This is a genomic window from Rhizobium sp. BK098 (assembly GCF_014193155.1).
Classification (GTDB): domain Bacteria; phylum Pseudomonadota; class Alphaproteobacteria; order Rhizobiales; family Rhizobiaceae; genus Rhizobium.
In genome coordinates, this window is sequence record NZ_JACHYY010000001.1 from 444,957 (window position 1) to 457,337 (window position 12,381).

Sequence of the window (12,381 nt, forward strand, 5' to 3'; positions counted from 1 at the left end):
GTATTTTCGCGAATTGAGGGCTAGATCGTTTAGTTCGTCGGACTGGAGAATCCGATATTTACGGGGAATTTCAATTGGTTATTTGTAGCCCTCGTCAAAATCCTTATTCCTTGCGCGCTGATCGGCCTTCAAGGGTGTCGCCAACTCAGCCGAAATGGGGTATCTATTTTGGCATGATGAGAACAGTTGCAGCGACGCACTGTTGACCGCAAGCGATGTTTTAAGCCGCTTGTTTTCTTTCAAAATTCCATCGGAAATGATGAAGCATGACCAATGCCGACAAGCCAGTCGCGCCGCGCAAACCGCGTGCGCGCCGTCGCAAGGCCGTTTCCGTCGAAGATACGCCGCTTGATTACATGCTGAAAGTGATGCGCGACGACGAAGCGGACCAGAAGCGGCGCGATGAAATGGCGAAGATTGCCGCATCCTATGTTCATCAGAAACCTAGCGAGCGCTCCGGCGCCGGGGCCAAGGAAGGCCGCGGCGTCACCATCGATCTAACCAATGCCACGGATGAGCAGCTTGCAATACTCGAATCTCTCTTCGGTCCGCTTGCCGGATCCGGCGACGATGATCGCAGCGATCAAAGAGGAGAAGGCGAGGCGGAGAGCTGAACGCGAGCAGATGGAGGTCGCAGCCCGGCTTGCCATGGATGCCGAGCGCATTCGTGCCAGCTGCCAGTCTCTAACCGGCTTCGTGCGAGAGGCCTGGCATGTCGTCGAGCCCTCAGTCGACTATGTCCACGGCTGGCATATTGATGCTATCTGCCGACATCTTGAGGCGGTGACATCGGGTGACATTACCCGGCTGCTGATCAACGTTCCGCCGGGCACGATGAAATCGCTCCTGTGCGGTGTCTTTTGGCCGGCATGGGAATGGGGGCCAAAAGGCAAACCGCAACTGCGCTATCTCGGTGCCTCGTATTCGGAACATTACGCCACGCGCGACAATAGGCGCATGCGGGATCTCGTTGCCTCCGAATGGTATCAGACACTATGGGGCGATCGGGTCAGGCTGACAAGAACGGGCGAAATTGCTTTCGCCAATGGCTGCTTGGGCTCGCGGCAGGGTGTGCCGTTCTCCAGGTTGACGGGCGGCCGCGGCGATCGTGTCATCATCGACGATCCGCATTCCGTGGATGGGGCGGAATCGGAGGCCGAGCGCCTGTCCACGGTTCGCACCTTTCGCGAATCCGTCCCGACGCGGCTCAACGACCCTCAACGCTCGGCGATCGTTGTCGTGATGCAGCGGCTGCATGAGGCGGATGTCTCCGGGACGATCCTCGCGCTTGGGCTCGGCTACGAACACCTGATGCTGCCGATGGAATTCGAGCCGGAGCGCCGATGCCGGACCTCGATCGGATTTGTCGATCCGAGGACGGAGGAGGGGGAGCTGCTTTTTCCACAGCGTTTTCCTCGTGCGGTCGTCGAGAGGGACAAGATACCGCTCGGCTCCTATGCGGTGGCCGGACAGTTTCAGCAACGGCCCGCCCCTCGGTCGGGCGGTTTATTTCAGCGCGGCGATTTCGAAATCGTCGAGGCACTGCCTTCCGGTGCGAAGCGTTGTCGCGCCTGGGACTTTGCCGCTTCGAAAGCACGTCCCGGCCGCAAGCCAGACTGGACCGTCGGTCTGCGCATGGCTTTGGCCGGTGGTGTTTTCTATGTCGAAACCATCGCGCGAGGACGCTGGTCGCCTGCCGAGGTAGAGCGCAATCTCAAGAACACTGCGTTGCAGGACGGCCCGACGGTGACGATCCGCATGCCACAGGATCCGGGTGCGGCCGGCAAGGCCGATGCGGAAACCAAGATCAAGCTGCTCGCTGGTTTTCCTGTAAAAGCCATATCACCGACCGGCGACAAGGCGACGCGCGCCAAACCCGCCTCGGCGCAGGCTGAAGCGGGAAACGTCAAGCTTTTGCGTGGGGATTGGAACGAAGCATTTCTTGATGAGATCTGCGCCTTCCCGAATGGGCAGTTCGACGATCAGGTCGATGCCTTCGCCGACGCTTTGAACGAACTCGCGCTGAGTTCGTCCTTCAGCTTCAGCAACTTCTAGGCTCGCTCGGGCGAGCTTCTTCATCACACGATATCAAAGGACAATCCATGGGGCAGGTATTCTCGATGGTTCGCGATGGATTGGTGAGCCTTGCATCCCACATGGGCACCGACCGTGACAAGGCGGCATCGGTTTTCTACACGCAGCCGATCCTGACGGACGAGCAGATCATTGCCGCCTATCGCGGCTCCTGGCTGCCGCGCAAAATCGTCGATATTCCGGCGCTGGATAGCTGCAGGAAATGGCGAAACTGGCAAGCTGCGAGTGATCAGATTGGCTTGCTCGATGCGGAGGAGCGCCGGCTCAATCTTCGCGGCAAAGTGTTGGAAGCGGCGACGAAAGCGCGGCTTTTCGGTGGTGCTGCCCTGTTCATCGGCTCGGAAGATGCCGATCCAGCGTTGCCGCTTGAAGCGGAGCGCGTCGGCAAGGGTGGCCTCAAGCATTTGACGGTGCTGGCGCGTCGCCAATTGGCTGCTGGCGATATTGATAGTGATCCGACCTCGGAATGGTATGGCAAGCCCAAATTCTACACGCTGACCGGTGCCAACGGTGTGCAGGTGACCATCCATCCCTCTCGGCTCGTCATCTTCAAGGGTGCGATGACGCCGCATGAAGAGTTTGTTGGAATGGGTAACCAGGCTTGGGGCGAAAGCGTACTCACTGCGACTTTCGACGCGATCAAGAATGCCGACAGCACCGCCGCCAATATCGCCAGCCTGGTTTTTGAAGCCAAGATCGATATCATCAAGGTCCCGCAATTCTCTGCCAATATCGGCAATCAGGCTTACGAAGATGCCGTGCTGCGCCGCTACGCGCTCGCCAATACCATTAAGGGGGTCAACGGTACACTGATCCTTGACGCCGAAGAAGAGTACGACAGCAAGAGCGCGCCACTCTCCGGCCTGACTGACATTTTGATGGCCTTCCTGCAGATCGTCGCCGGCGCGGCCGACATTCCGGTCACGCGATTGCTTGGTCAGTCTCCCGCCGGCATGAATGCGACGGGCACGGCCGATATGAAGAATTATCACGATCGCATCCAGGCCATTCAGGAGCTTGATTATACGCCGGCAATGTCCCGGCTTGACGAGTGTCTCATCCGCTCTGCCACCGGTTCGCGCGATCCCGCCATCTATTCGACCTGGGCACCGCTGGAGCAGATGAGTGAGAAAGAGCGGGCCGATATCTTCAAGACGAAGGCTGAGGCGGCGCGAGCCTTGTTTGGCTCCACTCAGGGAGAGGAAATCATTCCTCGTGAAGCGCTCACAAAGGCACTCTTGAATACCTTTGTAGAGGATGGATCGCTGCCGGGTTTGGAGACGGCAGCAAAGACATCCAGCCAATCGGATGAGGTCGAGCAATCCGAAACGGATCCCCGCGCGACCTAACGAACCGACGACGTCGCGCCGTCGACGCGATGGACCCGCTTTGCCTCGGTGAGTGGCTTTAACCCGAACCAGATTGGCTTCGGCCAGGAGAAATCCCAACATGAATTTCACAGACACTGTCACCGTCGCGGGGACGCGGCGGACGGGGGACGGCTACCTTGTGGCCGACGCCCGCATCGCCCGCACTGGCATTCAAACCTATGCCGGCGCCGAAATCGGCAGGCCCGAAATGCCGACGGTACGGATCTACCGGCCCGGTGGCGAGGTCTTTTCCGAAGACACGCTCAAGAGCGCCGCTCACCGCCCGGTGACAAACGAGCATCCACCTGAGATGGTCACATCGGAAAACTGGAAGAAGTACGCCGTCGGCCAGACCGGAGACGAGATTAGCGGTGAGGGCATCTTCCTGCGCGTGCCGCTGATGGTCAGCGACGAGGAAACGATCCAAGCCATCGAAAGCGGGAAACAGGAGCTTTCCGCCGGCTATGTCTGCGATCTCGATTTCACCGCCGGCGTGACGCCTGCCGGCGAGGCCTATGACGCCATCCAGCGAAACATTCGCATCAACCATATCGCCATTGTGCGCCGTGGCCGGGCGGGTTCGAAAGTCCGCATCGGCGATGCCGCTGCACCGTGGGGCTGCTCTCCTCTCGCAGCCCCACGCCCCCTTTCCGATGACAAGCAAAGCAAGGAAGGAATGATGCCCACGAAGACGATCATGATTGATAGCGTCGAGATCGAAGTTTCCGATCAGGCCGCAGAGATCATCACGACATTGCGGCAGCGCCTTGCTGACGCCGAGGCCGGCCATCAGAAGGCGATTGCCGTCCGAGATGCCGAGCTCGATACGCTGAAAGCCGCTCTTCTCGACGAAGCGGAGATCGAGCGCCGCGCTGAGGCGCGCGCCGATCTGATCGGCCTTGCCAAGGCGATTGCCGATAATATCCAGACATCCGGTCTTTCGGACGCTGCCATCCGCAAAGCCGTCGTGATCGCCAAGGCAGGCGAGGGGGCCGTACAGGGTCGATCGGACGCCTATATCGATGCCCGCTTCGACATGCTGGCCGAAGGACTACGCAAGAAGCCGGATCTTTTTGCTGATGCCATCAAGGACGGCATCAGCCCGACGCAGCCATCCACATCCCTAGTCTTTGCCGCCTACGCCGCCATGGTGCGCGATCTCGAGAGCGCGCATCTGGCTGCCAACCCCTCTTAACCAGGTCAACGAAAAGGAGACGCTTCAATGGCGACTTATCAGACCACCTATGGAAACGCTCCTCGGAAGGGCCTGCACGGGCAGATCGCTTCTGAGGAAAAGGCCAATAAGATCAGCCGCACGGTCGAAACCGCAGCCGGCATCAAGTTCGGCCAGCCCGTTCAGCGCGGCCTTGCCGATCACGGCGTGGCACCCTTCGCTGCCGGTGGCAAGTTCATCGGCATTGCCGTGCTGACGCCGAATGTGCTTCCCGATGTGGCTCCGGCTGGCGGCTATGCTCAGTTCGTCACCGGCGCATTCCTGACCTCCGGTCAGATGTATGTACGGACCGGCGGCGCGGTCTCGGATGGTGACGCCGTCTATTACAATCCCACGACCGACGCCTACGTGAACGCAGCTGGCACCGGCATCGTCGGCCCCATTCCCGATTGTTTCTTCGATACGAGCGGCAGCAACGGCGACATCGTCGAAATCTCGCTCAAGCACAGGAGCGCCTAATCCATGAACCAATTCGTTCGACAGCAGTTTGCCGACGCCCAGGCCGCTTATTCCTTCGTCATCGCGCAGGGGCGCAATATCGAGACGCGCATCTATCAGCGCCGCTATCCGACCTTCAATTACGGCCTCCATGTTCCCGTCGTCACCGAAGGCAATGAATGGGCTTCCGGCACGACCTTCTTCACCGTCGACAGCGCCGGCGAGGCAAAGTTCCTCTCGGCTACTGGCACGGACATGCCGTTCAACCAGTCGACCCGCGACAGCGCCAGCCATGATTTCGCGATGATCGGCTCGGGCTGGGAGTGGAACCTCGAAGAGGTCAACCAGGCCGCCCTCTACAATCTCGATCTCAATGCTTCCAACGCCATTTTCGCCGCCGATAAGATCGAACGCCTGCTCAATTCCGTCGCCATGACCGGCTCGACGGAAAAGGGCTGGACCGGTTTCGTCAATGATCCGAAGGTGTCGCGCGTCGACGTCGCTGCTGATGGCACAGGCGGCTCGACCCGCTGGTCTGCCAAGACGGCCGACCAGATCCTGCGCGACGTCAACGATCTTATCGGCGGCGTGCGGCAGCGGACCGGCGAAGTCGAGTGGATCGACAGCCTGCGCCTGCCGCCGGAAGCCTTCCGCCTGATCGCCACCAAGCGGCTCGCCGACGGCGACGGCTACATCACCGTGCTGGATTTCCTGCGTCGCGGGAACGTCTACACGGCGGAGACGGGCCAGCCGCTCGATATCCAGCCGCTGCGTGAGCTTGCGACGGCCTCACAGGACGGCGGCGGGCGCATGGTTGTCTATCGCCGCGATCCGGAAGTGCTGCGCTTCCATCTGCCGATGCCGCGCCGCGTGCTGCAGCCGCGTCAGAAGTCGATCATGAGCTTCGAGACCGGCATCATCGCCCGCACCGGCGGCACCGAGGTGCGTCTGCCGGCGGCGATGGCCTATGGCGACGAGATCACGGCTGCGGCCTGACGCTGATCTCCCTCTCTCCGCTTCGCGCGGGGAGAGGGCATCTGTCTTCCCAACGATCGACACGGAGCTTTCATGTCCGCATCCTTTTACGGCACGCTTGCCGCCGCCGATGCCTATTTCGCCGATCGTGCCAATACCAGCTGGGCCGCGGCCAGCGACGGCGATCGGCTGGCGGCGCTGGTGCGTGGATCGCACGCCGTCGATAGCCTCTACGAGCCCAAATTCAGCGGGCGGCGAACCAGGGGCTATGATCAAGCCTTGTCTTGGCCTCGCAGCGAGGCAAAGACGGTGAATGGTGAAGTGATCGCCGATGATGCACTGCCGCTGGCCGTGACTTATGCAGCCTATGAGGCGGCGGCGCTCGAGCTTGTGGAGCCCGGCAGCTTGACGCCGGTCATCGTTGCGGCTCGCACGATCAAGCGCGAGAAGGTGGGGCCGCTGGAGACGGAATATGCCGTTGCCAACACGAGCGATGAGTTGATTGCCTCCGCAAGGCCGGTGCTGACCAAGCTCGATGGGCTTCTTTATCCCCTTCTACGCCCAGTACTCCCTGGCATTCTGGTGGTGTGATGGTTGCTTTCGATTACGACAAAGTGCGATCGACCGCCGAGCGTTTGATCGCCAAGTTTGGCCAGAAGGGCAGCCTGCGGCGTATCGCGAGTGCCGGTCCGGATTACGATCCGGTTCAGACGAGTGAGGACTTTGCCTGCTCGTTCGTCGATCTCGATCAGAGCCAGGTGCATGTGGCTGACATGCTGATCCAGCGTGGGGATCGCATGATCTATCTCTCGACCGAGGGGCTATCGATCACGCCTACATTGGCCGACAAGGTGCTGATCGGCGGCATCGAGCATGCGATCGTCGATATCCAACCGCTGTCGCCGGGCGGGACGGTCGTCTTTTGGCAGTTGCAGGTGCGGCGATGAAGGCGCTGGTGCGTTTCAAGACGATCCTGACGCTTTGGCTGCTGTCACGAGTCATTCTGCTGCTCAATCGGGTTTCACCATTGCCGGGGATTGAGAGGAGTGGCGGGGCGAAGGCGGAATCCCAAATCGCCAGACCTGCGGTTCGCGCTCGTTACGGCCATCTTACGCTTTTGAATTTCGAGCGGCGTGGCTCTTCACCCGGCGACGCCGCCGATGACGCATAAGCTTATGAAGGGCAATCGATATGGCTTCCTCTAATTTTTCCGCCGATATCGCCGCCTGGGCCGAGCGGACCAAGAAGCGCATGGAGGAGGTGGCGAACCTCTCTGCACAACGGCTAGCCGAGGCGATTGTCGAGGCAACGCCTGTGGCCTCCGGCGAACTTGTCAATTCCTTCCGGGTCTCCGCCCCGCCACGGCAAAGCAGGGACGCGGAGGGATCTGATGAAGGCCAGCCGGTCGATTTGGTCGGGCTCGGCGTGCCATTGGGCGGCATGATCCACATGGGCTTCACTGCGCCGCACGCCGCTGCCGTCGAATATGGCAAGGATGGGCAGGCAGGGCAGGGCATGGTGCGGCTTGCGGCGCGCCAATGGCCTGACATCGTCGAGCGCGCCGCGCGCGACACTGCCGACTGATCGCTCGAAATCTCAACAATCTAGACAAGGTGACGCATGGCGACGGCAACGGACGCTCTCATTCTGGTTGCGCTGCTGGACCATCTGGCAGCACTCCAATTCCAGCCGCCATTGCCGGTGGCGCAGCCGGGCATTGCCTTTCCCCCGGCGGGGCAAGAAAAGCCGGATAATTATCTGGCCGTCAGCTACCTGCCCAACCGTCCCCGGCAGGTAACGCTCGGCGACGATCCGCAGCAGAAGCTCGGGCTTCTGCAGGTTTCCGTCTATTGGAAGGCCGGCGGCGGGCTGATCAAGCCACTCGATGCCGCCGGTCAGGTCATCGACCATTTCAACAACAAGACGCTGTTCGCCGCTGGTGTGAAGATCACGATCAGCAGCGAGCCGTGGGCCGCAGGCCCGATCCAAGAGGATGACCGGGTGCAAATACCGGTCACCATTCCCTACACCGCCTTTGAACCGGAGACATGATCCATGGCGAACAAAAGCACGAAGAAGGGCTCGAAAGTCTACGTATGCGAGACGCCCCAGAATACCGATCTCACGGCCACGGCCTATGCCGCGCTGACCTGGGTGCAGGTGGGCAAGGTGGGCAAGGTCGGCGATTTCGGCTCGGACTCCACCATCAACCACTACGATACGCTGGATGAGCCGGTGCAGCAGAAGCAGAAGGGCGTTTCCAACGCCGGCGATCCGGAGCTCGAAGTCGCCTCCATCGCCGACGATCCGGGCCAGGATATCCTGCGCACCTTCGGCGATCCCCTTAACGTCAACAACATGGCGATCAAGGTGGAGCGCAACGACGCGCCGCAGGGCAAGACCAACACGGTGTTCTATTCGCGCGGCGTCGTTTCCGGCCCTCTTTATCCCGGCGGCGGCTCCGACGATTTCGATCTGGAGAAGTTCAAGATCGGCCTCAACCAGCTGCCGATCCGCGTCGATCCCGTCACCACGCCGTAAGCGCTATCTTACGGAATTTTGCGCGCGTCGCTCTCCTGCGGCGCGCTGCCACTCGATTACGTCCCAACCGATAAGGTGTTTCCTTGGATATCTCCAGTCTCGTCAATTCCGAAGATCTCTTCGAGCTGCAGCTCCTGCATCCGGCCACCGAGGAGCCGCTCGGCATCTCCTTCATGATCCGCTCGGCCGAGAGCAACGAGGTGAAGAAGATCGTTCGCCAGCATAGCGACCGCTTCCTCGCCAGCCGCAAGAAGAAGCTGACGACCAGCAAGGTCGAGGCCGAATATCTCGACAAGGCCGCCGCCGCCATCGCCTCCTGGAACTGGGGCGAGCAGCAGTGGAAGGGCGAGCAGCCCGCGCTCTCCTTCGAGAAGGCCCGCGAAGTCGTCGAGGACGCCGGCTGGATCTACGATCAGGTGGCCGGCGCCTCGGAGGACCGCGCAAATTTTATGAAGAGCTTGCCGAAGGGCTTTCAGAAGCCGTAAGGGTCGTTGCACGCTATGATTGTGTGCGCGACGCCAGCGGCGAGACCCGGCGCGAACGCAACGAGGCCTTTGAGCTTATCAGCCCGGAGGCCGAGGTGCCGGAGGCCGGCCATACGCTCTGGGACTGGTTCTGGGACCTGCGGTCGGCGCAGGCTTCCGGATTTTCCGGCCCGGCGCCGCTCTCCCACCAGGAAATGCTGGCCTGGCTGCAACTGACCGGCAACCTGCTGCGCCGTGAGGACGTCGCCGTGCTGAAGGTGATGGATGGGCGCTATTGCCAGGTGGTGGAGGAGGAGACGGAGGCGATCAGGGCGCGGGAGGCGGGGTGATCATTTTGCTTTCCAACAATCTTCCTGCGATTTTGCCGACGATATGATCAATGCAAATCCGCCCAGGTCATTCCATCCACTGATACATCTGGTTCCAAAACGTTTGAAGCGTCATTACCGACATAAGTGCATTTTGAAATGTGCCGTATGGGCGTCCCGTAAGTATTCGGCTCATCGTAGTTGATATAGAGAGTAAATAAAACGGGCTTTTGTCGCCCTTCGTCAAAGTCCCGCAAAAACGTCTCGGTCAGCACCCGCTTGCCGCCATATATGCGCTGCTCTCTATCGGCAAGATAAGCCGCGTATTCTGGCCGACTGAGAGTTGACTCATGCTGTGTGATCTCGATACGCTTATATCCCGACGGCGACGTTAGCTTCCTTTTAAGGCCTGCTTCGCACGACTGAACAATCTTTGAGTCGAAAAAGTCGCAACTGCTCAATAGTGGCAGCAGAAAAAGCAAGGCACTTAGTCTCCAAATCGAGTTCATGGAATCCCCCAAGGCGATACGTGGGGTTGTATTTCGCATCTTTTTGAAAGGGGCACCAGTGAAGAGATATTGCAATTCTGGGTACCGTTTTCATATCTGATGATATCAGAGCCTCTATAGATGTCTTCAAGACCTGCCAGAAATGGCCGGTACGGCGCAGCCTTGAATGGATATGGCCGGCATAGCTGCGATGAACGCGAGACAGTGCGCGGCGAATAAGTAAGTCGTCTAAGTGTGCTTTTCCATTATTCTCTCAGACCGCCCGCTGCTATCCACTCGGTTTCGGTTTTGCCGTTGATTTTGACTGAAAACTTGCTGGAGCCAGAGCCATCTCCCGCAAGGCTGATATCTTCACAGTCCACCGAACTTCGGATCGGCACCCCAAAACTATTGGGCGTGTCATATTTGATGAAAATATTGATTTGGACGGGTTTTACTTTGCCTGCATCGAAATCTCTCATGTCTCTTTGAATGATCGCTGCTGAAAGTTTCAAGTCCTGGAGGCTGGCAAGATATTCCGCTCCATTAAGGATCTTCTCGGAGCGGCTGATCTCGACCCTTTTATAGTCCGTAGGTGAGAGCAAGCGCTGCTTCAGAGCGGCTTCGCAAATGGTGACGATTTTCGCATCAAAGAAGTCGCAACCGCTTAAAAGCGGCAACAGAAGCGATATGGCCGCAACATTTGAAATTAGCTTCATGAAATCCCCCAATAGTATCCGGGGTGATTTCTGGCATTATTTTGAAAGGTACACCAGTGTCAGACATCGCAACCCTTGGTATTTCTGTTGACGGCTCGGAAGTGCGTACTGCTACCAAAGAGATCAATGCCTTGAAGGAGGTAAGCGGGAATTACGGTGACAGTGCACTAATTCCAACGACGACCTTGGCTTTGCGGCCGCGAGGAGCCGGCTCGAGGGTGGCGTCGGTGAGGTCTTCGAGCCGGTCTAAAAAGTCGGTGTTGCCGATGGGGCGGCCGATGCTTTCTGCTCGGCGAAGCGCAGCAAACGCCATCTCTTCTTCTCCGGCAGTGAGGAGGGCGGCGAAATCGGGAAAGCGAGCGCGAACCGGTGCTGTGGTCGTGACGCCGTCATCCTCAATCAGTCCAAGTTGGGCCGCGACACTCGACCATCGCCAATCGGCAGCCCGCTCGACAAGGCGAGCGCGCACCGGATTGAGGGCGACGTAGCGGAGCGCTGCCGCCAGATGCTCTTCATCCATGGCGACACAACCGAAGCGGCCCTGCCAGAAATGGCCGGTCCGGCGCAGCCTTGCATGGATATGGCCGGCATAGGTGCGATGAACGCGAGATAGTGCGCGGCGAATACCGTCGGAATCCGCCGGAACGAGGATGAGGTGAACATGATTGGGCATCAACACCCAGCCCCAGACTTCTACGCCGGCGGCACTACAATGATGGGCCAGGAGATCGCGATAGAGCGCATAGTCATCATCGCAAAAGAAGGTTTGCGCCCGCCCGTTGCCGCGTTGGGTAACATGATGTGGGGTATCGGGGATGACGATACGAGCGAGACGGGCCATTGGCTGTGTTGGTCAGATCTGAAAGTTTATTGAGTGCACTGTCACCGTAATTCAAAGTTGGATATCAGTACTCACTCGAAGAGCCACCTAAGCTTATCGCGAACCCATCCAATATAAGGGGTAATTGGTATTGAGTATCTAAACTCCTCTTCCGGTGTCGGAGGCCAGCGCTCGATGTTGCAACTCGCGATTTATCCTCTCATTGCCGCAGTTTTTTCAGCCATTCCAATCTGGTATCGCCATAGATGCGGACGGCGAATTCGCTAGCCGTCTAATCGCTCCCAAATGCGCTTGCGTATTCGATGGAAGAGGAGACGGAAGCGATTAGGGCGCGGAGGCGGGGCGGGGCAGCGGATTTCTGCGGTGCGCTTTAGTAGCGCGCCGCTTTGCTATCGCTCCACTCGTTGTCCGTTTTACCATTAACTTCGACGTTATACGCTGTTGGCTCTGAGTGATCTTCAGGATCGTCGAGATACCCGCACGTAGCGTGATACCTTATAGGTGTTCCATAGATATTTGGACTGTCGTATCTAATAAAAACGGCCAGGAGGACGGGATTTGATAAGCCCTTATCGAATCTGCTTAGACGATCCTTTATCCTTTCATCGGTAAAGCCGGGATCGCGTTGGCTTCTTTTAACAAGCCTAGCTTCATACGACTCATGGTCGGCAGGCATTTTTGTCTCATCAATTTCAATACGCTTATACAACGACGGCGCTAAAAGACGCTCCTTGAGAGCCGTTTCGCATGCCGTGACCATTTTTGAATCTGAATCATTGCAACCGCTTAAAAGCAATGTCGCAATCATCAGGCTTATGACGCTTGTTATGGGCTTCATCGGATGAAGATGCTCGATAGGTTCATTGGGTGGTAGATCGTATATTTGCA

Annotated in this window: 18 protein-coding genes; 14 read left to right on the forward strand and 4 right to left on the reverse strand. The window is 58.7% G+C overall.

Going from position 1 to position 12,381, the window contains the following annotated elements; genetic code table 11:
* Positions 1–266 precede the first annotated feature (266 nt).
* From FHT73_RS02165 to FHT73_RS29395, 14 genes are all read left to right on the forward strand, one after another.
* Complete coding sequence (locus tag FHT73_RS02165) at positions 267–614, forward strand: hypothetical protein (RefSeq protein ID WP_183709559.1); 348 nt, start codon at positions 267–269, stop codon at positions 612–614.
* Entirely contained in the window at positions 571–2,055 is a 1,485-nt protein-coding gene (gene terL, locus FHT73_RS02170; RefSeq protein ID WP_183709560.1) for a phage terminase large subunit, read from the forward strand. Before FHT73_RS02165 ends, terL begins: the two co-directional genes overlap by 44 nt.
* A 47-nt stretch (positions 2,056–2,102) precedes the next feature.
* On the forward strand, positions 2,103–3,443 hold the full coding sequence (locus tag FHT73_RS02175; RefSeq protein WP_183709562.1) for a phage portal protein: 1,341 nt from the start codon (positions 2,103–2,105) through the stop codon (positions 3,441–3,443).
* 100 nt (positions 3,444–3,543) lie between these two features.
* Positions 3,544–4,659, forward strand: a complete 1,116-nt coding sequence (locus FHT73_RS02180) for a DUF2213 domain-containing protein (protein WP_183709564.1) — start codon at positions 3,544–3,546, stop codon at positions 4,657–4,659.
* Positions 4,660–4,686: 27 nt separating this feature from the next.
* Positions 4,687–5,157, forward strand: a complete 471-nt coding sequence (locus FHT73_RS02185; RefSeq protein WP_183709566.1) for a DUF2190 family protein — start codon at positions 4,687–4,689, stop codon at positions 5,155–5,157.
* Between the two features lie 3 nt (positions 5,158–5,160).
* A complete protein-coding gene (locus FHT73_RS02190; RefSeq protein ID WP_183709568.1) occupies positions 5,161–6,132 on the forward strand; it encodes a DUF2184 domain-containing protein in 972 nt (323 codons plus the stop codon).
* Positions 6,133–6,204: 72 nt separating this feature from the next.
* Entirely contained in the window at positions 6,205–6,702 is a 498-nt protein-coding gene (locus FHT73_RS02195; RefSeq protein WP_183709570.1) for a DnaT-like ssDNA-binding protein, read from the forward strand.
* Positions 6,702–7,058, forward strand: a complete 357-nt coding sequence (locus tag FHT73_RS02200; protein ID WP_183709572.1) for a hypothetical protein — start codon at positions 6,702–6,704, stop codon at positions 7,056–7,058. Before FHT73_RS02195 ends, FHT73_RS02200 begins: the two co-directional genes overlap by 1 nt.
* Positions 7,034–7,282: a hypothetical protein gene (locus FHT73_RS02205; protein WP_246712026.1), complete on the forward strand. Its 249-nt coding sequence runs from the start codon at positions 7,034–7,036 to the stop codon at positions 7,280–7,282. The genes FHT73_RS02200 and FHT73_RS02205 overlap by 25 nt, the downstream gene beginning before the upstream one ends.
* A 20-nt stretch (positions 7,283–7,302) precedes the next feature.
* Positions 7,303–7,695 carry an HK97 gp10 family phage protein gene (locus tag FHT73_RS02210; protein WP_183709574.1) on the forward strand — a complete coding sequence of 131 codons (393 nt, stop codon included), beginning with the start codon at positions 7,303–7,305 and terminating at the stop codon, positions 7,693–7,695.
* Positions 7,696–7,731: 36 nt separating this feature from the next.
* Entirely contained in the window at positions 7,732–8,163 is a 432-nt protein-coding gene (locus tag FHT73_RS02215; protein ID WP_183709576.1) for a phage tail terminator-like protein, read from the forward strand.
* Positions 8,164–8,166: 3 nt separating this feature from the next.
* On the forward strand, positions 8,167–8,652 hold the full coding sequence (locus tag FHT73_RS02220) for a hypothetical protein (RefSeq protein WP_113332842.1): 486 nt from the start codon (positions 8,167–8,169) through the stop codon (positions 8,650–8,652).
* An 83-nt stretch (positions 8,653–8,735) separates the two neighbouring features.
* Positions 8,736–9,137, forward strand: coding sequence for a hypothetical protein (locus FHT73_RS02225; RefSeq protein ID WP_183709578.1), 402 nt, complete (start codon positions 8,736–8,738; stop codon positions 9,135–9,137).
* A 23-nt stretch (positions 9,138–9,160) separates the two neighbouring features.
* Complete coding sequence (locus FHT73_RS29395; RefSeq protein WP_183709580.1) at positions 9,161–9,466, forward strand: hypothetical protein; 306 nt, start codon at positions 9,161–9,163, stop codon at positions 9,464–9,466.
* A gap of 47 nt (positions 9,467–9,513) precedes the next feature.
* Here FHT73_RS29395 and FHT73_RS02235 read toward each other — a convergent pair whose 3' ends face one another.
* The 4 genes from FHT73_RS02235 to FHT73_RS02250 form a co-directional block, all read right to left on the reverse strand.
* Positions 9,514–9,954 (reverse strand): hypothetical protein, encoded by a 441-nt coding sequence (locus FHT73_RS02235; protein WP_183709582.1) that lies wholly within the window; start codon positions 9,952–9,954, stop codon positions 9,514–9,516.
* Between the two features lie 245 nt (positions 9,955–10,199).
* A complete protein-coding gene (locus FHT73_RS02240; RefSeq protein WP_183709584.1) occupies positions 10,200–10,652 on the reverse strand; it encodes a hypothetical protein in 453 nt (150 codons plus the stop codon).
* Positions 10,653–10,803: 151 nt separating this feature from the next.
* A complete protein-coding gene (locus FHT73_RS02245; protein ID WP_183709586.1) occupies positions 10,804–11,493 on the reverse strand; it encodes a transposase in 690 nt (229 codons plus the stop codon).
* A gap of 370 nt (positions 11,494–11,863) precedes the next feature.
* Positions 11,864–12,331 carry a hypothetical protein gene (locus tag FHT73_RS02250; RefSeq protein ID WP_183709588.1) on the reverse strand — a complete coding sequence of 156 codons (468 nt, stop codon included), beginning with the start codon at positions 12,329–12,331 and terminating at the stop codon, positions 11,864–11,866.
* Positions 12,332–12,381 lie beyond the last annotated feature (50 nt).